Annotated in this window: 18 protein-coding genes; 15 read left to right on the top strand and 3 right to left on the bottom strand. The window is 45.4% G+C overall.

Translation table 11 applies throughout. The features are described 5' to 3' along the window. Positions 1–9: 9 nt before the first annotated feature. From A37S_RS23915 to A37S_RS0107845, 3 genes are all read left to right on the top strand, one after another. On the top strand, positions 10–1,920 hold the full coding sequence (locus A37S_RS23915) for a glycoside hydrolase family 127 protein (RefSeq protein ID WP_084163798.1): 1,911 nt from the start codon (positions 10–12) through the stop codon (positions 1,918–1,920). Positions 1,921–1,976: 56 nt separating this feature from the next. Then, positions 1,977–3,014, top strand: coding sequence for a GntR family transcriptional regulator (locus tag A37S_RS0107850; protein ID WP_028296521.1), 1,038 nt, complete (start codon positions 1,977–1,979; stop codon positions 3,012–3,014). Positions 3,015–3,203: 189 nt separating this feature from the next. Next, positions 3,204–6,464, top strand: a complete 3,261-nt coding sequence (locus A37S_RS0107845) for a glycosyl hydrolase (protein ID WP_028296520.1) — start codon at positions 3,204–3,206, stop codon at positions 6,462–6,464. Between the two features lie 3 nt (positions 6,465–6,467). Here A37S_RS0107845 and A37S_RS0107840 read toward each other — a convergent pair whose 3' ends face one another. Together A37S_RS0107840 and A37S_RS0107835 are read right to left on the bottom strand one after the other, a co-directional pair. Beyond that, entirely contained in the window at positions 6,468–7,664 is a 1,197-nt protein-coding gene (locus A37S_RS0107840) for a polysaccharide pyruvyl transferase family protein (RefSeq protein ID WP_028296519.1), read from the bottom strand. A gap of 93 nt (positions 7,665–7,757) precedes the next feature. Continuing rightward, positions 7,758–9,290, bottom strand: coding sequence for an MATE family efflux transporter (locus A37S_RS0107835; protein ID WP_028296518.1), 1,533 nt, complete (start codon positions 9,288–9,290; stop codon positions 7,758–7,760). Positions 9,291–9,467: 177 nt separating this feature from the next. Between A37S_RS0107835 and A37S_RS0107830 the strand changes: the two genes are divergently transcribed. From A37S_RS0107830 to A37S_RS28280, 3 genes are all read left to right on the top strand, one after another. Next, complete coding sequence (locus A37S_RS0107830; RefSeq protein ID WP_157278501.1) at positions 9,468–9,764, top strand: hypothetical protein; 297 nt, start codon at positions 9,468–9,470, stop codon at positions 9,762–9,764. 325 nt (positions 9,765–10,089) lie between these two features. Beyond that, complete coding sequence (locus A37S_RS0107825; RefSeq protein ID WP_028296516.1) at positions 10,090–10,320, top strand: hypothetical protein; 231 nt, start codon at positions 10,090–10,092, stop codon at positions 10,318–10,320. Continuing rightward, complete coding sequence (locus A37S_RS28280) at positions 10,307–10,603, top strand: type II toxin-antitoxin system RelE/ParE family toxin (protein ID WP_028296515.1); 297 nt, start codon at positions 10,307–10,309, stop codon at positions 10,601–10,603. The genes A37S_RS0107825 and A37S_RS28280 overlap by 14 nt, the downstream gene beginning before the upstream one ends. Before the next feature lie 20 nt (positions 10,604–10,623). Here A37S_RS28280 and A37S_RS27450 read toward each other — a convergent pair whose 3' ends face one another. Further along, the gene (locus tag A37S_RS27450; RefSeq protein ID WP_169719459.1) at positions 10,624–10,800 is read right to left on the bottom strand and encodes a hypothetical protein; all 177 of its coding nucleotides are present in this window, start codon (positions 10,798–10,800) and stop codon (positions 10,624–10,626) included. A gap of 131 nt (positions 10,801–10,931) precedes the next feature. On the opposite strand from A37S_RS27450, the gene A37S_RS0107810 reads away from it, so the two are divergent. From A37S_RS0107810 to A37S_RS0107770, 9 genes are all read left to right on the top strand, one after another. Next, positions 10,932–11,882 carry a glycosyltransferase gene (locus A37S_RS0107810; RefSeq protein WP_028296514.1) on the top strand — a complete coding sequence of 317 codons (951 nt, stop codon included), beginning with the start codon at positions 10,932–10,934 and terminating at the stop codon, positions 11,880–11,882. An 83-nt stretch (positions 11,883–11,965) separates the two neighbouring features. Beyond that, positions 11,966–12,343 carry a GxxExxY protein gene (locus A37S_RS0107805; RefSeq protein ID WP_028296513.1) on the top strand — a complete coding sequence of 126 codons (378 nt, stop codon included), beginning with the start codon at positions 11,966–11,968 and terminating at the stop codon, positions 12,341–12,343. A 152-nt stretch (positions 12,344–12,495) separates the two neighbouring features. Next, complete coding sequence (locus tag A37S_RS0107800) at positions 12,496–13,575, top strand: glycosyltransferase (RefSeq protein ID WP_028296512.1); 1,080 nt, start codon at positions 12,496–12,498, stop codon at positions 13,573–13,575. Further along, positions 13,572–14,783: a glycosyltransferase family 4 protein gene (locus A37S_RS0107795; RefSeq protein WP_028296511.1), complete on the top strand. Its 1,212-nt coding sequence runs from the start codon at positions 13,572–13,574 to the stop codon at positions 14,781–14,783. The genes A37S_RS0107800 and A37S_RS0107795 overlap by 4 nt, the downstream gene beginning before the upstream one ends. After that, entirely contained in the window at positions 14,783–15,967 is a 1,185-nt protein-coding gene (locus A37S_RS0107790) for an O-antigen ligase family protein (protein WP_084163807.1), read from the top strand. The genes A37S_RS0107795 and A37S_RS0107790 overlap by 1 nt, the downstream gene beginning before the upstream one ends. Positions 15,968–16,013: 46 nt before the next feature. Then, the gene (locus A37S_RS0107785) at positions 16,014–17,060 is read left to right on the top strand and encodes a glycosyltransferase family 4 protein (protein WP_051292821.1); all 1,047 of its coding nucleotides are present in this window, start codon (positions 16,014–16,016) and stop codon (positions 17,058–17,060) included. Between the two features lie 24 nt (positions 17,061–17,084). Further along, positions 17,085–18,581 carry a right-handed parallel beta-helix repeat-containing protein gene (locus A37S_RS23910; protein WP_051292820.1) on the top strand — a complete coding sequence of 499 codons (1,497 nt, stop codon included), beginning with the start codon at positions 17,085–17,087 and terminating at the stop codon, positions 18,579–18,581. A gap of 45 nt (positions 18,582–18,626) precedes the next feature. After that, positions 18,627–19,541 (top strand): glycosyltransferase family 2 protein, encoded by a 915-nt coding sequence (locus A37S_RS0107775; RefSeq protein ID WP_028296508.1) that lies wholly within the window; start codon positions 18,627–18,629, stop codon positions 19,539–19,541. Between the two features lie 187 nt (positions 19,542–19,728). Further along, a complete protein-coding gene (locus tag A37S_RS0107770; RefSeq protein WP_036601733.1) occupies positions 19,729–20,469 on the top strand; it encodes a sugar transferase in 741 nt (246 codons plus the stop codon). The last annotated feature ends 67 nt before the right edge of the window (positions 20,470–20,536 follow it).

The raw sequence follows: 20,536 nt of genomic DNA, 5'->3' as shown, positions 1-20,536 counted from the left end.
CTAACAATCATGATCTATATCGCTTTCAAATGTAATAAATACGGTAGGTTTTTAGCCTTTTGCGTGTTATGCTGCTGTAGCGCCATCTCTTTTGCAAGGCAGAAAGGGCATGTCGGAGACTTTATTTCCGGAACGAGCCAATTGGAAATTAACGGAGAAATAGGGCAAAGGCTGATGGCGTCCTACCAGCACCGTATCCTGGCCCAGGATGTGGATCGGCTGATTGCGGTGTTCAGAAAGGAAAACAGGACGGAAGATCACATGTGGCAATCGGAATTCTGGGGCAAATGGTTTACGTCTGCCGTGCAGGCCTATGAGTATCGTCCCAGCGAGGCGCTCAAAAAGGTCATCGATAAGGCCGCAAAAGACTTGATGGCTACGCAAACGGAAGACGGTTATATCGGCAACTATGCCCCAGACCATTTGTTGGAACAATGGGATATATGGGGACGGAAATACTGTTTGCTTGGGTTGATTGCCTACTATGACTTGACCGGCGACAAAAAGAGCTTGCAGGCAGCATCACGGGCGGCAGACAACTTGATGAGTGACCTCAAAAAAACAGATGGTATTATAGTCACGAAAGGAAACTATCGAGGTATGGCGGCTTCTTCCATATTGGAACCGATATGTTTATTGTATGCAAGAACAGCAAATAAAAAATACCTGGACTTTGCCGAGCAGATTGCCTCCCAATGGGAGACAGCTACAGGGCCGCAGCTTATAAGCAAGGCATCCATCGATGTAGGAAAACGTTTTCCCAAGCCTAAATATTGGTATAGCTGGGAGCAAGGGCAAAAGGCTTATGAGATGATGTCTTGCTACGAGGGGCTCTTGGAGCTCTACAGGTTGACGGGTAGAACCGAGTATAAGAGGGCTGTTGAAGACACTTGGCAAAACATCTTGGACACAGAAATCAATTTGGCAGGTTCTGGCGCGGCGGCAGAGATGTGGTTTGGGGGCAAGGCCTTGCAGACAAATATGATAGCTCATTACCAGGAAACCTGTGTCACGGTGACCTGGATAAAATTAAGTTTGCAATTATTCAGGCTTACCGGAGAGGCGAAGTATGCCGATGCCGTTGAAAACGCGTACTACAATGCCTTGCTGGGCTCGATGACTGCCGATGGAGCCACTTGGACAAAATACACGCCACTGAAGGGCCAGCGTCTTCCCGGTAGTGAGCAGTGCGGCATGGGCCTAAACTGTTGCGAAGCCAGCGGTCCCCGCGGCCTTTTTGCCGTTCCACCGTACGTGTCTACGGCATCACAGGATGGCCTGTCGGTAAACCTGTTCATGGATGGTGTTTATCAGCTGAAAAGTCCCATTGGACAAGAGGTATTGCTGACCCAAAAGACCAGTTATCCCTTGTCGGGGCAGATTGCTATACGTGTAGGACTGAAAAAAGAAGAAGATATGACGCTATCTGTCCGCATACCCTCGTGGAGCAAGGATAGTAAAGTGAAATTGAATGGAGATTTATTAAATGAACTCCCTAGCCAGGGCTATGTAAAGATCAAGAGGAAATGGAAATCGGGCGACGAAATTACCGTCCAGTTGGATATGTCTGCGAGATTGGAAGAGCGAGGGGGAGCAGAAAAGCAATTGGCCTTGTTCCGAGGCCCGATATTGTTGGCTCGGGATAGTCGATTGATAGGGCCACCCGTTGGAGTAGCGCTGGCTCCGGTACACCTTGCAGAGGGCACCATCCAAATAGAACCGGTAGAAACTAATACTGACGGTATTTGGCTGAAATTTAAGGCCAAATTCTTGCCGGAATCTTATACGGAAACGGGCGCCGAACCCGTAGAAGTAGAACTGTGCGACTATGCATCTGCCGGTCATGCGCCAGGTTTACCGTTTTATTCCGTTTGGTTTTCTCAATTGATAGAGCCCCAGCAGTTAAATCAAAACTTTTAGGGAATCTCATTCAGTAAAACGTAAATTTGTGGATTCGCACAGGCTATTTACCGATTATGACAAAGTCCCATCTATTTTTTGAGCAGATTCAGATAGACGAATTGTCTTCTACACCAAAATACCTGCAACTGGCCAATGCCATTATTGACTTGTTGAAAAAGGGGGTATTGGTGAAAGACGATTTGTTGCCCTCTATCAACGAGGTGAACTATATGTTTGAAATCTCCAGGGACACAGTGGAGAAAAGTTATCGTTATTTGAAAAAGAACGGGCTAGTTGGCTCCTTCCCCGGCAAAGGCTATTATATTGCCAGTGGCGACTTGCGAGATAAAAGGCACATTATATTGCTCTTTAACAAGTTGAGCGGGCATAAAAAAATTATTTATGATGCTTTTGTTAAGGCAATGGGGCCAGATACATTGGTAGACCTATATGTCTATAACAATGATTTCATACTCTTCAAACGTATCCTGCAAAACAGGAAGCGTGATTACGACAATTATGTGATTATTCCTCATTTTGTTGATGGTGGAGGAGATAAGGTAGGTGAAATTCTCAGGGATATACCGAAGGCCAAGTTATTGATATTGGATAAGCTTCTGCCAGTTATATCCGATGAGTACGCCGCTGTCTATGAAGATTTTTCAAAGGATATTTATACCGCTCTGGAAGAGGCGCTTCCATTACTCGGAAAGTACCATACGTTGAAACTGATATTTCCGGATAAGAGCTATTACCCTAAAGATATCATTAAAGGTTTTTACCGCTTTTGTCAGCAGTATGCCTTTGAACATTGGCTGGTGGCCGATGTAACGGAGGAGGAGATACAGCAAGGAGAGGTCTATATTAATCTCATGGAAGATGATTTGATAGCCTTGTTGGACCGGGTCATAGACCTCGGTCTGGAGGTAGGAAAAGATGTAGGGGTTATCTCCTATAATGAGACTCCCATGAAAAAATATATTCTTAACGGCATCACGACGATCTCAACAGATTTTGAGCAACTTGGAAAAATGGCCGCCGAATTGATACTCACCAATTCGACACAACAGGTTGCAGTGCCGTTTTCACTCAAAGTACGTGCATCAATCTAATGGGCAATGGGATGGCTTGCTTTTTTGAGGACCGTTATAAACCATCATCCGTTTATTGTTTAATCATGTAAGTACAGGACGCCTATCTAATTCTTTTTGTTTTATTTTAAGTCCGATATGCTAACCAATAGTTATAAAACCTTGCTCAAGACCTTCGATCATTGCGACAACGTTTGCCGCAGAGTAGCGATGGCAAAAAATCTCCTTTGCTATTTGGCCGCAATACTCATTACCGTATTGCTCCATTCCTGTAGTCGCCCGTCTGACACTTCATTTTCGGCTATCGAACAGGGCTTTCAGTCGGTGCCCGACTCGATACAGACCAGCGTCTATTGGTATTGGATTTCCGACAATTTATCAAAGGAAGGGGTGATAAGAGATTTGCAGGCCATGAAGGCAGTCGGGATCAACCGTGCCTTTATCGGCAACATCGGACTGGGGCCAACAGAAACGCCCTATGGCAATGTCAAGCTGTTTTCCGATGAATGGTGGGACATCATGCATACAGCATTGAAAACAGCAGGCGATTTGGGTATCGAAATTGGTATTTTCAATAGTCCGGGTTGGAGCCAGTCGGGAGGTCCCTGGGTGAAACCCGAAGAGTCCATGCGCTATTTTATTTCTTTGGAAACAGTTGTCGAGGGTGGAAAACCGATAGAGGTGAAATTGAAAAAGCCAATCGATCAATTTCAGGACGAGCGGGTGATCGCCTTTCGTACGCCAAAAGATTACGGTAGCAACGTCGGACAGCTTTCGCCAAAACTTAGTGCCATGCCCCATGTAGAACAACTTGGTGTACTTTTGGATGGCGACACGACAAAAACGGTTAGATTTAGCGAAAAAGGAAAACAGGAGATTTATATTGATCTTTCCTCAGGTTTTGCCGCACAAAGCCTGACCCTTTATCCAGCTGCCATGCGTATGACTGCGAGGGCAAAGCTGGAGGTCAAGAACGATACGGGCTATCAGACGATCAAGGCATTTGACATCAATCGTTCCAACGATGCTTTGAATGTAGGATTTTACCCTCATGCTCCAGTTGCCGTTTCGTTTCCTTCGGTAGAGGGAAGCTCTTTCCGTCTTACATTCGACAATTATACATCCAATAGTGGGATCACGGAGCTTATCCTCTCTAGCAGTCCCAAAGTAGAAAGCTATATCGAAAAAACGCTGGCCAAGATGTTCCACTCTCCCCTGCCTTATTGGAACGAATATCAATGGCCAATGCAGCAAGAAATAAGCGATAGAAGCTACGCAATAGATCCTAAAGAAATAGTCGATGTCACTTCGTTTATGACGGCAGATGGGACGCTGAAATGGAATGCTCCGACAGGTACCTGGACGCTTATGCGTACGGGTATGACGCCTACCTTGGTTACCAATGCGCCTGCCTCGCCAGAAGGTACGGGACTGGAAGTAGACAAAATGAGCAAAAAGCACGTTGCCTCGCATTTCGACGGCTTTTTGGGCGAAATCATCAGGCGCATCCCTAAGGAAGATCGAAAAACCTGGAAAGTGGTTGTGGAAGATAGCTATGAAACAGGGGGACAGAATTGGACCGATGGTTTTATCGAAGATTTCAAGAAAGCCTATCATTATGATCCGTTGCCGTACCTGCCGGTTTTTAGAGGAGATGTTGTCGGGAATCAGGAACAGTCGGATCGCTTCCTATGGGATGTACGACGTTTGGTGGCAGACAAGGTAGCTTATGATTATGTGGGTGGTTTACGGGATGTGAGCCACAAAAATGGTCTAACGACCTGGTTGGAAAACTATGGACATTGGGGGTTCCCCGGTGAGTTTTTGCAGTACGGTGGGCAATCGGACGAGATTGGCGGTGAATTTTGGAGCGAAGGGGATTTGGGCAACATAGAAAATAGGGCGGCATCGTCTGCCGCGCATATCTATGGTAAAACAAAGGTATCTGCAGAGTCCTTTACGGCCGCGGGAAATGACTTTGGCCGTTATCCCGCCGTGATGAAGCAACGAGGAGATCGTTTCTTTACCGAGGGTATCAACAATACGCTGTTGCACGTATATATACATCAACCATATGAAGATAAAAAACCAGGTGTCAATGCTTGGTTTGGTGCCGAGTTCAATCGCTTCAATACCTGGTTTTACGATATGGATTTGTTTTTGCAATACCTCAAACGATGCAATTTCATGCTGCAACAGGGTAAATACGTGGCAGACGTCGCTTACTTTATAGGAGAGGACGTACCAAAAATGACGGGCATTCAAGAACCTGCGCTGCCTCAAGGATACGCTTTCGATTATATCAATGGCGAGGTGATTAGGGATAGGTTGACCGTAAAAGACGGGAGGTTTGTATTGCCAGATGGCATGAGCTACAAGGTGCTGGTTCTGCCAAAGCTAGAGACCATGCGGCCCCAATTGCTGGAAAAGATAGCGGCATTGGTAGCGCAAGGAGGTGTGGTGCTTGGGCCTCGCCCCCTGCGGTCCCCCAGCCTACAGGATTATCCAGCAGCCGATAGGCAAGTGCAGGAGCTGGCAGCAAAACTCTGGGGCAAAATCGATGGTAAAAACATCAAGGTCAACGCATACGGTAAGGGAAAGGTCATGGATGGCATGCGCCTGGAGGAAGTTTTTGAACTATTGAAGATGCAACCCGATTTCGGCTTGCCGCAGGGTGAAGAAGCCTTGTATATACATAGAAAGGTAGGAAATGGGGATATTTATTTCGTATCGAATCAAAAGAATGAACGTATTGATATAAGTCCCAAATTTAAGGTGCGTGATCTTCAACCCGAATTATGGGACGCAACAACGGGAAAAATAAGGATATTGCCCCAGTTTGTTCAGGATGAAGGATCGACGAAAATCCCATTGAGTTTAGAGCCATTTGAGAGTGCGTTTATTGTCTTCCGCAATAAGGTGGCAACGCAATTGCCCGAGGGAACCGGTTCCAATTACGGACATTTGATAGAAGAAAAGGAAATTGCCAGTTCATGGACAGTGGTTTTCGATTCCTTGGCAAGAGGGCCGGTTGAACCTGTGGTGTTTGGCCAACTAGGTGATTGGTCGCTTCACGACAATCCGAAGATAAAATATTATTCGGGGCATGCACGGTACCACAACTCTTTTCAGATAGACAAGATAAATCCCGGAGAGCGGGTGACATTGGATCTGGGCAATGTAGTAGCCATAGCGAAAGTGAAGATCAATGGGCAGGAAGCTGGAGGAGTGTGGACATATCCTTACCGTGTGGACATTACGGATTTTATCAAGGAAGGGAAAAACGAGGTTGAAGTGAGGGTGGTCAATACATGGATCAACAGATTGATTGGCGATAGCTTCCTGCCAGAAAATGAACGGGGCACATGGTTATTGACTGCAAGTCCCTACCATAAGGATAGCAAGCCCGTGCCAGCCGGATTGCTGGGACCAGTGGTGTTGAAACGAACAAAATACGAAGCCATGGATTGAAAGCTAGGATGAGGTAATTATCTCCCTCATCCTATCAAATGACCTTTCGCTTTCCCTTATTTGGATGTCTAGCGTTCTTTGCAATTCGCTTTTGGAGACCGCTATGGCCTTGGCATATTGACTCGCAATTTCATTCAGGTTCACGACATGATTGAGCGCTTCCACGCCCCATGTCTTGAGGTAGCTGTCCAGCTTTTTTACCCTCAATCCCACGTAAGGTACGGCAAAGCTCATGGCTGTGATGGCGCCGTGTAGGCTGGTGCCAATATAGGATGTGGCATTGGCAATGAGGTACATCACATCCCAGATGTGCGAATCGCCAAAATAGGCAGCATCTTCTTTCAATAATGGCCGGATGCTTTCCAATGCCTCATGATCGTCATGGTTGAGTGCCCGACCTATGGGGCAAAGGCATATCTTAACGGCATGTTGTTGCTGCAGCGCGTTCAGCTCATTGGCTATCAAGGACTCCTGCCCTTTGGCGTGGTTGCGGTTGGTCTGGAAGAAGACATAATTTTGTGCATGATCGGCGACAAAGTCCCTTACCTCGGGGGACACCCGCTTTGCCAATACCTCCCTAGGGAAGAACTTAGACATCAGAATCGCCGAATCGGGGAACAATAGTGTATTTATGCCTGCATTGCCAAGATTTTGCCGTGTAGTCTTATCCCTCACGGCGAAGTAATCAACCTGTTGTAGTTTTTGTTTCAATATCTTTTCCTTGGTGAACAAGGCAGGGTCTATTTCAGAGCCCCCCAAAGAGTTGAGCAGCACATGGTCAACCGCTTTGAAATCGTTGCTGTTGAATACAAAAGGGAAATCCGTACGGCCTTTCAAAATTGCTTTGGCGGTCTTATTAAGATCTATGATGCGGTTTATGTGGTGCTGATAGCGTCTGGTAAGTCTGAAATATTTATTGAGTGCCACCAAGAGGGAATTCCATGTCACGGCCACGGCTTCGCCCCCGGCTACGATAACGCTTGCCTTGCCGGCGGCAATGTCGTCGCAACGCTGGTAGAAGTCTTGGATACTTTCCGTAGGCTTGCCCCCCAATGCGCTTAAATCGCTTTTTACTATGCCGTAGTAGTTGAATGTAATATCGTCGCCATAACTTTTCAATTGCTGTTCAATTATGATGGGAAACAGCAGGTCACCGTAATTGTAGCGGTCAAATGCACCTATGATTAGTATTTCTTTCATGTTTTATAGTATCAAGATTCTAGTATCAAGACGTACAATGAGTAAGGTATCCCCCTCATGCCTTATTTCCCTATGCCTTATAACTAAAAGTCGCTAGTCTTTCAGCTTTAGTCTATTTTTTATCTTCCCAATGGCATCCCATACCAGCACTTTTTCATCTTCGCATAGCCCAAAAAGCAATATGCTGATGACAAATATAAGGCCACTTATGGCCGATGTAATGAGAAATCGCCAAGGCATGTCCAAATATCGGGTGCAAAGATAGGCGGCGGCAATAGCCAGTAAAGTTGGGGCAGCTTCTTTTAAGAAGACCCTTTGGGTGTATACCCTGATGGACAGCCCGCCAAGATGCCTCAAGAGCAGAAGTCTCGCCAGACAGGCCAAAAGCTCTACCGCGATATAGCTACCCAGAATATAGTGAGCTGGATAATTCATCTTCAACAAAACGTATGCAATGGGCAGATTGATCAGCAGCAAACCGCCCACCACCATTTGATAGGCCTTGATATTGCCTATGGCCTGTATGGCCGACTGGAGGCCGATAGTCAGCTGGTTGGCCAATGTAGCCAAGACGATATATTGACAAAAGATTACCGTGTAAGGGGGGACTTCCTCTAGCCATACGCCCAATATGGCATCCATTTCGAAAATACAGGGGACGGCAAAGATGGCCAGCAGGAAAAAGCCAAACTTGCTGGCCATCATGGATAGGCGCAGCATGCGTTCCCTATCATCGGCTCCCTCGCTTTTCATGATTTGCGGATTGAGCGCCCTCAGCAGCGTAGCGGAGAAGAAGTTGAGTTGTGACGATACCTGATTGGCAAGACCATAAGCGGCATTAACCACGGTGCCCAGAAAAAGATTGAGCAAAACGGCCAATCCTTGTGTACGGCCAAGGAAGCAGAGCGAGCCAAACAAATTCCAACCGGCAAAGCCGGTCAGCTCTTTCAACATATCTTTGTTGATGGCCTGAACGGTTAGTCTGCCGCATTCAGCATATTTGGAATAGCAATAAACGGCATACAGAAGAAAGCTCGCCACGCTGATGCCAGCGGTAAGACAACCGTAAAGGATGAGTTTGTCGCCACTGAATACCAATAACGCTAAGGCAATGGCCAATTTCAATACTACCTCCAAGACATTTACTATCGCCACCCAAAGCATATTTTCATGTGCCACCAGTGTACCATTAAAAGGTACGGCCAGCACATTAAAAAATACCGTAGCGGCCATGAAGTGGTAGATGATTTTGGCCGCTCCCATCCGATTCATAGGTATATTGAGGAAATCGTCAAATAGAAAGAACCCGGCAACTTCCAATAGCAGACAAAGGATCAAACCAATACCAATGTGCAGCCACAAACTGTTCTGGAAGACCTTTTTTTGCATGGAGGGGTCGTCCTTGCCCTGATAGTAAGAAAGATAGCGCTGGGTGGAGGTAGCCATAGTGGTATTGAGGAAGGACAGCATCAATATGATGCCGGCAATCAGGTTGAAAATGCCATAGTCGGTACTGCCTAAGGCTTTCAGGGTGACACGTGTCGCGTAGAGCGAAATGCCCATGGTAAGCAGCATGCGTGCGTAAAGTATGGCGGTATTTAAAGCAACTCGATTTGCTGGTGTCATATTTTTAGATGATGCTTGCTGCTAGCCAAAAGTATGCCTTTTTGTGGGTTATTCGGGTTTTGATGGAAAATTTATGTCAAAGCAGGCTATCCGTCTATTGAAGATCGCTGTGCAATATGCGTGAATTTGGAACTAAGTATGTTAAGGTTTATTTTTGTTAAAAAGATTGGAGCAATTATGCAATTGATACTAGATAACGTAAGTAAGCGTGATTACGAATGGCTACTATCCATGGCTAAGGCGCTCAATTTTAAGGTCACCACTGATGTATCTTCCCAAGATATCACATTGGACAATGTGGATTTACTATTGGAGGAAGATGCCCCGGACATCCCGACAACTGATTTCATGAATTCATATGGGGTAACGGATGCTGATGTCGCTGAGTTTAGGCAACGTAAAGCCGATTATCAATCTGGCAAAGACGAACCCGTCGCTTGGAACACCGTTAAAAAGCGCTATGGGCTTCTATGAAATCGAACTTTCGCCAAAGACGTCACTGGAACTGGACAAAGCCTATGAATGGTATGAAGAACGATTAGCTGGATTAGGCTCTAGGTTACTCAAAGAAATAAATAAATATCTTACTACAATAAGTAAAAACCCTAAACTATTTCAAGTTCGTTTCCAGTGTTGCCATTCCCCGTCAAAGCAAACATTAGCTTGTATTTGTTTGTATGTAGCATAGTTTGCCCATGTTGAGGAAAAAGAGGTGATCAAGATGGATGGACCTTAATCGCTTTTTTACAATCTGACAATTTTGTATTATATTTGTGTGGATTGATAACCTTATTGATATATGACAACGATCACAGCAACGGTTTCTAAGAAAAAGGATGTGAAGTTGATTAAGGAGATTTTGGAGCGTTTTGGCATAAACTATACCATTGAGGAACCTGCGGAGGACTATGTTTTTTCAGAGACTCAAATGGCGGATTTCGAGCGTACCCAACAGGACTTCTTTGCAGGCAAAACCAGTGTCCGTGATTGGGAAGATATTAAAAAAGGCCTAAACCGTGTATACCCTTAAACTGCTAAAAAGAGCAGAAAACGAACTTTATCAAGCTTGTGAGTGGTATGAAGAAAAGCGAAAAGGATTAGCCCGTCGTTTTTTGAGAGAGGTCTATGCTCGATTCAATACGATTGCAAAAAACCCTAAACTGTATCAAGTACGGGGAAATGGAAACCTACGCTTCTCTCCGTTGAAGAAATTCCCATTTGTTATTATTTATTGGTTCGATGATAATCTGAGCACCGTTTTTGTTGTTTCTGTTTTTCATACAAGCAGAGAGCCTTTTATTCAGGATCGGTGATTGGGGCGGAGTTTTCGCTTTTAAAAACGCATCATATTGAGGACGAAGAGCCCGTATGGTGCACTCGGTGACCGCATAAAGCTCCTGCCAGGCCAGTTGGCCAGCCACTGAACCGCGGTCTGCTTGGCATGGATGAACGGCTCCCTACCTGTCCCCGTCAAAGCAAACATTAGGTTACATTTGTTTGTATGTAGCATAGTTTACCCATGTTGAGGAAAAAGGAAGGAACATGGAGGCTATACCCGCTTTTGCAAATAGCCTAATAGACCAAATGTAAAAGAAAATCCTAAATTCGGCGTTATTTGTGCTAGTTGCTAATAAAAAGAATATGCTTAAAGATAATTTTCCCAGGTATTCCATTTGCATCCCTGCCTATAAAAGTAGGTTTCTAAGAGAATGTATTCAAAGCATATTGGCGCAGCGTTATACCGATTTCGAGCTCATTATCTTGAACGACTGTTCCCCCGAGCCGGTAAAACGCATCGCTAGCAATTTTAAGGATGGCCGCATTAGATACGAGGAGAACGATAAGAACGTGGGTGCAGTGCGTTTGGTAGACAATTGGAACAAATGTCTGCAGATGGCAAAGGGAGAGTTTATCATGATCATGGGAGATGACGATATGCTGGCTTCCGATTATTTGGACGAATTTGAAAAGCTTATCCAATCTTATCCTGCCTTGGATGTATACCATTGCCGAAGCACGATTATCAATTCCAAGGGCGAGCCCGTAATGCTCACGCCCGCATTGCCCAGCTACGAACAAGTGTATGACAGCATTTGGCACCGCTTGCATCAATTGCGGTCCAACTATATTTCCGATTACGTCTACCGTACAGATACATTGCGGCAAAGAGGAGGCTTCTATGACCTGCCCCTGGCATGGGGTACGGACGATATTACTGCATTCATAGCCAGTAAGGATAAAGGGATAGCACATACCAACAAGCCCGTATTTCATTACCGCAGCAATGAGCTGTCCATCACCTCAACAGGGAACGACCTGAAGAAGATGGAAGCCCAAATGGGCTATGCCGCCTGGTTGGGTACCTATCTCACGCAGATGCCCAGTGATGAAGCAGACCGGGTAGTATATCGCCATCTGGTCGACAGACAGTCTTTCTATATGCAGCAACGAAGAATCTATACCATGACCGTATCCATGCAAAAGCAACCGTGGAAAAAGACCTTGTTCTGGTTGAAGCACGGCAAGCAGTTTGGCATCTCCGCAAAGGAAGTGCTCACAGCATTGTTTACGGCCATCAAACGGAATCAATGAGTGTCTCGCAAAGCCGCAGGGCCGCAAAGTGAAAAGAAAATTAAATTAGATAAGATGTGATTTATTAAACGGATTGAAAATAAATGCATGAGAATGAGTTGTCGAAATTAGTATTTAATGCAGCACTAAAAGTTCACCAACATTTAGGACCAGGTCTTTTGGAAAGTGCTTATGAAGAATGCCTTTTTTATGAATTATGTAAAACGGGGCTTATGGTTCAAAAGCAGAAACCATTACCATTATTTTACGAGGATGTAAGACTAGAAATAGGATATAGAGTGGATATAATGATAGAAAACAAGCTAATCATTGAAGTGAAAGCTGTAGACGCCTTAAATGACGTTCATTTAGCACAGGTATTGACTTATTTGAAATTGTCTGGTTGTAAACTTGGTTTGTTAATAAACTTTAATGTAACATTGATTAAAAATGGGGTAAAAAGAGTAGTGAATAATCTATAGCTGCCTCGTTGGCGATAAACCGCAAGGAACGCAAAGGGACAGCGCAAAGAACGCAAAAGTTGACGTCAGAGAACTTATCATTGCGACCTTAGCGCATGCTTTGCGATCTTAGCGGTAAAAATACATAATATCTTAGCGGTTAAAATTAAAACATGCCAGAGAAAAGAAATATCATATTCAGTCCAGATAGCAATCCCGAGAACAAATACATAGAGACCCTCGTGGGCGGCCTGCGGGAGCGAGGGTATCAGGTCAGTGCCTTGGACGATCTGTTTTCCAGTTGGGCGCATTTTCGATCCATCGATTTGGTGCACCTCAATTGGTTTGAAAACCTACACAAAGATCGGATGTATAAAAGCCTGTTCCGCAAGTTCTTTGTGCTTATTGTACTGAAATTGTTCGGCAAAAAAATTGTTTGGACCATGCACAACCGCGAGAGCCATGAGAAAGATACGGGAAAATGGAGCAATTGGCTCACCAACTTGCTCTGCAGGTGGTCGGATGCCATAGTGATACACAGCCACCTTTCATTGCAAATATTGGCTATCAAGAACAAGAAACTGGCAGAAAAGGTAATATATGTGCCACATCCCAATTTTGTGGATGCTTATGGCTCCTCATTGGAGCAGGAACGTATACACGAAGGGCCATTGCGCCTGTTGTTTCTGGGAGCAGTGAAGCCCTATAAGAATATAGAAATGCTGCTATCCGTATGTGCACGCATAGGCAAGGATGTGGAACTGAAGATATGCGGCAATCCCAGTGCTAAGGACTATGCCAATGAATTGAAGAAGAGAGCCGCCAACAGCCTCAATATTACCTTCGATTTCAGGTTTATCCCCGATATGGAAATTCCAGACCTTATGGCCGAGGCAGACCTATTGGTATTCCCCTATGATTTGGCGAGCAGTCTCAACTCAGGTTCGGTATACCTCGCTTTTTCCTACCAACGTAGCGTGATATGCCCGAGCATAGGTTCCATCATGGATTTGAGCGAAGAAGCCAAGAGCAAGGTACTGACCTATAGTTATAAGAACGACGCTATCCACAAGCAGCAACTGGAAACCAATATCAGACAGGCTATACAGCTAAAGAAAGAAAGTCCATTGTACCTAGAGGAAATGGGGCTTTTCCTGTATGCCGAGATGCTGGAAAAGCACGATCCCTATATCAGTATCCAATTGTTGGACGAATTGTATCAAAAACTCCTTAAATCCGACAAGAAGAAATGAAGATACTCTACGTCAATACCCTATACAGCCCTGATATCAAAGGGGGAGCAGAGATTAGCCTCAAGCTATTGGTGGAGGGAATGAAGGTGCAGGGACATGAGGTAGTGGTGGCAGCCTTGCGGCCAGAGGGGCAGCAGGGAGAAGATGTAGTGGACGGCGTGCACGTTTATCGATGTGGCTTGCGCAATCTCTATTGGCCTTATGTCCCGCAAAGGCCCAAGGCGCCCATACGCTTGGCCTGGCATTGGAAAGATCGGTACAATGAGGAGATGAAGAGACAACTGGCCGATATCATTTCAAGAGAACGGCCGGATGTAGTCTCCTGCCATAATTTGGCCGGCTGGTCCATTGCTGTATGGGATGCCGCCAAAGAGCAGGGCGTACCAGTGGTGCAGGTATTGCATGACCTGTATCTATTGTGCGCCAATAGCGATATGTTCAAGGGGGATAAGCCTTGTAAAGGACGTTGCTTCAGCTGTCAGGTATTGCGATTGTCCCACGCTCGAAAATCTAGGCAATTGGATGCCGTGGTAGGCATTAGTCACACCGTACTTCGGCGTTTTGAGCGTTTTGGATATTTTCAGGAAGTACCGAAGGAAGTGATATACAATGCTCGGTTTATAGCCGATAAAGGCAGGCACGCCAAGGCGGAGACCTTTCGGATAGGTTATCTTGGGACCTTGTCTCCCAAGAAGGGCCTGAACTGGTTAATTACGCAATTTAAAGAACGGGTAAAGCCCGCTAGAAAGGCCGAGTTATTCATTGCGGGCAACGGGCAGGATGACTATGTATGCGAGTTGCATCAGTTGGCTCTGGGAGATCAACGCATTCATTTCCTTGGGCATCAGCCATCCGATCAGTTCTATGCCGAGATAGATGTATTGGTTGTCCCCTCGCTATGGGAGGAACCTCTGGGGATGGTCGCTATTGAAGCTTTGGCGCACCATATTCCCGTCATAGCCAATGAAGTGGGAGGTCTTGCCGAGACGGTCATTCATCAAGAAAATGGCTTGCTCGTGCACGGCGATGCCCCCAACTCTCTGGGCGACGCCATGAATCGATTGGTTGTAGATGCATCCTTATATGAAGTGCTGGCATCCCATGCGAGAAAATCCGTAGCGCACTTTTTGAGTGTGCCGCGTATGACTCAGGAATATGAACAGCTATTGAACAAGGTAGTAAATGATAATAAAGAAGTATACGATTGATGGTCAGGGAAAAGACTATATGGAAACATAGCATTGCCGCCAACAAGATCGGCGAATGGCTGTTTTGCTTGTGTTTGGTAACGATTTTTCTTCCATTAAAAATCTACCCCCTGGTGTTTCTAGTGGCAGGATTGTTTTTCCTGTGGCAAACGGGCATTTGGTCGAAAACCAATTGGTATTGGCCTTTGGGCATATTTGCCGGGTATACGCTGGTGCGTTTTGCCTTGGACTATGGTGGGCAAAAAGTGCTATTAGAAGGGGAAATCAAATTGCTTGTCAACTTGTTTTTCCTCGCCAGCGCGACGCACTGGTTGTACAATAGGGACAACAGGGAGTTGCTGACATTGGTAAATCGTAGTCTGCATGTGGTGTTGCTATTATGTTTCGTGCAGTTGTGGATATATCATCAAGCTTGGGATTATAAGCTTGTTTTTGGGGGGGCATCCTCGGGCGAAACAAGTAGGCTTTATCGTTATCGACTTTTTTTCTGGGGCTTGCCAGATAAAAATATGTTTGGTGCGCGCATCGCCTTATTGGGTTTTGCTTATATCCTGATACCGTTTGTGAAGGAGAGGAAAATCGTGCTATGGCGCATTCTTGCCATAGGCTTACTGGCTTTTCTGTCCCTATCGCGCACACCTATTGTGGCGCTACTGATTGGTGTGTTTTTATTGGGATGCTTTTACTTGCCCAAAAAGGCCAGGTTGATATTGATTGTGCTAATGGCCTTGGCAGTTCCAGTTGTGGTCGTGAAGTTACTGCGGGTAGATAGCATAACGGCCTCAAACGACGGTATGGGGGTGCGGCTCACCTATTGGAGAGCTTTCTTCTCCCACTGGAACGAAATATCCATTTGGGGCAACGGACTGAATGCAGGTGGGCCTTTTTTAGCGAAATATGCGCGATACTATCATGGCGAACCGCATGTACACAATACCTTCATGACCTGCTACATGGATTTTGGATGGATTGGACTGGGCAGTTACCTAGCGTTTTTGATCCTTTTTTTCAGGGATATCTACCTTGTCAGTTCTTCCATGAAATGGATGTGGCTCGTGCTCGCGCCGTTATTGGCTATTATGATGATACTCTATTCGGGCTATGATAACGATGTGGTATGTTATTTGGCTTTGGCAACTTTGTTGACTACACAATATCGAAGTTATGTCCTCTCACCATCATAGCGACTAGACTATTTAAAACGTACAGCTTACAACTCAAATAGGACACATGCAAGATACGCACAACTCACAACTTACAACTCGCAACGCACAGCGCACAACACACAACATATTGGTAGATGGTAGATGGGCGGGCGATACTGGCATAGGGCGTATGTACCAAGAGATTATTTCTAGGAAGCCTGCAGATATCGAAATAGAGCATGTACAAGAGCAATTTCCGCTCGGGAGCCTGTGGAGTCCTATAAAGTTGGCTCAAGAGATAAAAAAAGCGACGGACTGCAGGTTGTTCTATAGCCCTTCCTTCATGCCACCGCTAAGCAGTTCCGTTCCCTATATTATTACTATTCACGATTTGATGCATCTTTTTTACTATTCGTGGGCCCACAAGTTATATTACAAGCAAGTCATATCTCGGTTGGCAAAGAAAGCCAAATACGTAATTACTGTGTCGCATTTCAGCAAGCAGCAACTTGTGGAATTGCTGGGCCTGGATGCTGACCGCATTAAGGTTATTTACAATGGCGTGGATAAGCGTTTTTTTGAGGAGGAAAGTACGTTTTCTTTAGTCGGTCGACCTTATTTCCTCTATATTGGCAACAGGCGAAAGAACAAGAATATACAAAATATGCTCGAAGGTTTTGCCAAGGCAAACATTCCCAATGATTTTGTTTTCGCCTTGAGTGGCCATTCCGATGCCGAACTCCATCAGTTGATACACCGATTAGGCATCGTTGATAGAGTAAAGTTTTTGGGTTTTGTGGAAGAGAAAGATTTGGCGTCGGTGTACAAAGGAGCATTTGCTACCTGCTATGTGTCACTGATGGAGGGGTTTGGTCTGCCCATTTTAGAATCCATGGCTGCCGGAACACCCGTTATTACCAGCAATGTCAGTTCACTGCCCGAAGTGGCCGCAGGAGCGGCATTGGAGGTCGACCCGCATAAGCCCGCGGCCATCTCAGAGGCTATGGAAAGATTGGTGGCTGACGATGGACTGTTGCAAAGACTAACTGCAAAAGGAAAAGTACGCGCCAGGGAATTCGATTGGGAGGACACGGCAGCCCAGACATGGGAATTGATCAGAAGTTGTCTATAAGAAATTTGATTGTAAATATTGAATATGAATAAAATATACCGTTTTGTTATAGTCGTCTTTATTCTTGGTAGTTTTTCTTGGGGCTTTGGTTGCTCCTCTAGCCAAACAGCCAGTGAAAAGTCGGACAGCACTTTTTTTGGAGAAGACGAGAGCAAATTGTTTCAAGGCTGGATAGACAGTGCACAGGTCGGCGATACGGTGTATCTTCCGAAAGGTACCCATTATGTACGTACCTTGAGGCTCCGTACGGGAGTAAGCATCGTGTCGGAAGGTTTGCTCAAGCAACTGCCCCATACAGAGGAATTGGCATATAGCATAGAGAAGCAAAGTTCCGGGCGACCACTTTTTCGGGGCGACAGGGTAAGGGACATATACCTGCAATTTGAGGCGGAAACAAGACAAGAGGCCATTTACTGCCACAATTCGCAGGCTATTACCATTAAACAATCCAAGATGTATGGCGACTCTACGAAACTGCGTTCATTTGCGGGTATGCTCTTCTATGGTTGCGATAGCATCACGATAGAGAACAGCGAAATAGCCTATTATGGTATGGCAAGGAAAGATGCTAAAAAGTACCAACCAGGTACGGGACTACGCTTTTTAGCCTCGCGCGCCATAAGGGTAACGGGTAGTCATATACACCACAATGGGGAGAACGGAATATTCTTTCACGAGTGTGCCCAGGCCTATGTGGAGGGCAATAATATTTCGTATAACGGCATGAGCGGAGTGCAGGTGGCATTTGGCAGAAACAAAATAGAGAACGATTATACCATCAATCACAACCGTCTAGAACATAATGCCGCCGATGCCATAGACATCAATCAGCCAGACAAGAGCTTTCGAACATCCATCGATGCACGGATTCAGGATAACGTGGCGGATGACAATGGCCTTGTAAAGGGCGAAAGCACGGTGGACGGATCGGGTATTGCTACTTTAGTAGGAGTGAGTTCCGTCCACATAAAGGGAAACAAGTCAACGCGTAGCAACAGGCCGGCTATCTACTTGCAGCATTGCGACAGTATATATGCCCATGGCAATGAGGCAGATCAGGTCATGGAAATGGTGGGGGAAAACGGAACGGTAACGCTGGATAAGAATAAACTGGCAGGTGTGCGCTTGTTGCAAAACGTGCAAACCAAGAAATTGGTCTTGACCAATAACGATATCAGGACGCTTTCTTTTCCCAATGGCATACAAGTGGATAGCCTCTTGCTCTACAATAATACATTGAAAGGCGTGGTGAACGTGAATATGAAAGGTGTTTTTTTGTTTAGGGGCAATACTTTATATAGCCCGTCTGCGGCAGGGGCGCTGCTGCTCACTAAGGTTGACGGCGCAGCGATCAAGGGCAATCAAATAGAGTCGACCAAAGCTCCGGCAATTAGCGTAGAAGCATCGGCACGAAATGTGCTCATAGAGGACAATGACATCAAATCCGTGAAAGCGGACGTATATAGCAAGAATGCTGAAGGGCTAGTATTGCGAGCAAACCGGTTTCAGCTGATTAAGTAAGGTATGAGGTCTCACATCTCATATCTAATATCTCACGTCTAAAAAATGAAAACATTCAACTTATATATTCCCACGCTCAATGCCGGCAAAAGATGGCCGGAACTTATACGTTCCATCAAAGAACAAAGCTTGGTTCCACAAAAGGTAATCGTGCTGGATTCCGGATCTACCGATGGAACGATCGAGTTGGCAAAAAGCGCCGGATTTGAGATTGTCCCCATCGCAAAAGGAACGTTCGACCATGGAGGCACACGCGATTATGGCATTCAGTGTTTCCCAAATGCCGAAGTGTATGTATTCATGACCCACGATGCCATCTTAGCCAACGAGCAGGCTTTGGCTGCTCTTATAGAGGCTTTTGACGCGCCGCAAATAGGCATGGCCTATGGGAGGCAGTTGCCACATGATGATGCCAAGGTGCTGGGAGCACATGCCCGGTTGTTCAACTATCCGCCCCATAGTAAGGTGAAATCGATGAACGACATTGCCGAGATGGGAATCAAGACCATCAGCTGTTCCAATTCATTTGCGGCATATCGCAGAGAGGCCTATGAGCAAGTGGGCGGTTTCCCTACGCAAATCATATTGGGCGAGGATGTAGTGATAGCGGGGAAGATGCTATTGCAAGGCTGGGAAATGGCCTATGTGGCGGAAGCCCAAGCAAAGCATTCACACGACTACACCGTGAGCGAAGAATTTAAGCGCTATTTCGATATCGGGGTGTTCCATGCCGATACTCCCTTTATATTCGAACATTTTGGCAAGGCCGATAGCGAAGGGTTTCGTTTCCTGAAATCGGAAGTCACTTATGTGCTGAATCACCGTGTTTTGTCATTGCCACAGTCTTTTTTCTCTACCCTGGCAAAATGGCTTGGCTATAAAATGGGATTGCGCTACCACAGTTTGCCTAAAAGGTGGCTGCCCACATTGTCCATGCAACCACGCTATTGGAAATTGTAGCGAAAATTCCACATAATTATACTTCATTTCTCCTAAATCCACATTTTTTAATTCCATTTTAACCTCAGGGGCCTTTTAAAGGCTATTTGTCCCTTTGGCATATTTCTTGGCTTTAGATGTACAGTGTTGGCCTCGATTGGCTATCAGATATTGAGAATACAATAACGAGAACAAAAATATATGTGCCATGAGAAATAAGCAGATAGAAAACATACAGTACAGAAACACAGATCAAAGTGCCTTGCTATACAACTATGATATCAATGCGCCTTTCCCTGGTTCTTCAATTCATTATCACGAATTGGCGGAATTGCTCAAAGTAAGTAAGAAGCAAGCGATAGATTTTCAAACGGAATTTTTTAAGAGAAGCTTTGACGTTCTTTTCTCGGCAACCGCACTTTTGGTAGGAGCACCTATCTATTTATTGTTGATGGCTATAACGAAGTTTACTTCCAAAGGCCCTATATTCTACAAGCAAGAGCGATTGGGCAAAGACGGCAAGGCATTTAATATATACAAATTTAGAAGTATGGTGGTGGAGTCTGAAGCCAACGGACCACAACTGGCGTCGGATGACGATCCTCGCATCACCAAATGGGGCAAGTTTATGCGCAAGACTAGGCTGGATGAGCTTCCTCAGTTTTGGAATGTGCTGAAAGGAGACATGTCCGTGGTAGGCCCAAGGCCAGAAAGACCGCACTTTGTACAGATGATGCAAAGTAAGTCGCCCGTTTATAGAAGGCTTCTGAATATCAAGCCAGGTATTACTTCAGTGGGTCAAGTGTGTTATGGATACGCTCAGAACGTAGATGAAATGTGTGAAAGGGCAAATCTTGATTTGCATTACCTTAAAGGCGTAAATTTCTTTTCAGATATCAACATCATCTTTAGGACTTTAAAGGTCATGGTGCAAGGAAAGGGAAAATAATCGGTAGGTCAACAACTGGATTTTTTCTTTTTCTGTTAAAAATATACCAATGAATTGAGAACATTTG

It is taken from the genome of Olivibacter sitiensis DSM 17696 (assembly GCF_000427965.1).
Taxonomy (GTDB): Bacteria; Bacteroidota; Bacteroidia; order Sphingobacteriales; family Sphingobacteriaceae; genus Olivibacter; species Olivibacter sitiensis.
Note: the sequence above shows the minus strand (reverse complement) of the source record. Positions and strands in the feature narration are given on the sequence as shown.

What these genes read in the sequence shown, in the direction of transcription:
- A37S_RS23915 (WP_084163798.1), top strand. Translation starts at nt 10, where the DNA reads ATGATCTATATCGCTTTCAAATGTAATAAATACGGTAGGTTTTTAGCC.
- A37S_RS0107850 (WP_028296521.1), top strand. Translation starts at nt 1,977, where the DNA reads ATGACAAAGTCCCATCTATTTTTTGAGCAGATTCAGATAGACGAATTG.
- A37S_RS0107845 (WP_028296520.1), top strand. Translation starts at nt 3,204, where the DNA reads ATGGCAAAAAATCTCCTTTGCTATTTGGCCGCAATACTCATTACCGTA.
- A37S_RS0107840 (WP_028296519.1), bottom strand. Translation starts at nt 7,664, where the DNA reads ATGAAAGAAATACTAATCATAGGTGCATTTGACCGCTACAATTACGGT.
- A37S_RS0107835 (WP_028296518.1), bottom strand. Translation starts at nt 9,290, where the DNA reads ATGACACCAGCAAATCGAGTTGCTTTAAATACCGCCATACTTTACGCA.
- A37S_RS0107830 (WP_157278501.1), top strand. Translation starts at nt 9,468, where the DNA reads ATGCAATTGATACTAGATAACGTAAGTAAGCGTGATTACGAATGGCTA.
- A37S_RS0107825 (WP_028296516.1), top strand. Translation starts at nt 10,090, where the DNA reads ATGACAACGATCACAGCAACGGTTTCTAAGAAAAAGGATGTGAAGTTG.
- A37S_RS27450 (WP_169719459.1), bottom strand. Translation starts at nt 10,800, where the DNA reads ATGCTACATACAAACAAATGTAACCTAATGTTTGCTTTGACGGGGACA.
- A37S_RS0107810 (WP_028296514.1), top strand. Translation starts at nt 10,932, where the DNA reads ATGCTTAAAGATAATTTTCCCAGGTATTCCATTTGCATCCCTGCCTAT.
- A37S_RS0107805 (WP_028296513.1), top strand. Translation starts at nt 11,966, where the DNA reads ATGCATGAGAATGAGTTGTCGAAATTAGTATTTAATGCAGCACTAAAA.
- A37S_RS0107800 (WP_028296512.1), top strand. Translation starts at nt 12,496, where the DNA reads ATGCCAGAGAAAAGAAATATCATATTCAGTCCAGATAGCAATCCCGAG.
- A37S_RS0107795 (WP_028296511.1), top strand. Translation starts at nt 13,572, where the DNA reads ATGAAGATACTCTACGTCAATACCCTATACAGCCCTGATATCAAAGGG.
- A37S_RS0107790 (WP_084163807.1), top strand. Translation starts at nt 14,783, where the DNA reads ATGGTCAGGGAAAAGACTATATGGAAACATAGCATTGCCGCCAACAAG.
- A37S_RS0107785 (WP_051292821.1), top strand. Translation starts at nt 16,014, where the DNA reads ATGCAAGATACGCACAACTCACAACTTACAACTCGCAACGCACAGCGC.
- A37S_RS23910 (WP_051292820.1), top strand. Translation starts at nt 17,085, where the DNA reads ATGAATAAAATATACCGTTTTGTTATAGTCGTCTTTATTCTTGGTAGT.
- A37S_RS0107775 (WP_028296508.1), top strand. Translation starts at nt 18,627, where the DNA reads ATGAAAACATTCAACTTATATATTCCCACGCTCAATGCCGGCAAAAGA.
- A37S_RS0107770 (WP_036601733.1), top strand. Translation starts at nt 19,729, where the DNA reads ATGAGAAATAAGCAGATAGAAAACATACAGTACAGAAACACAGATCAA.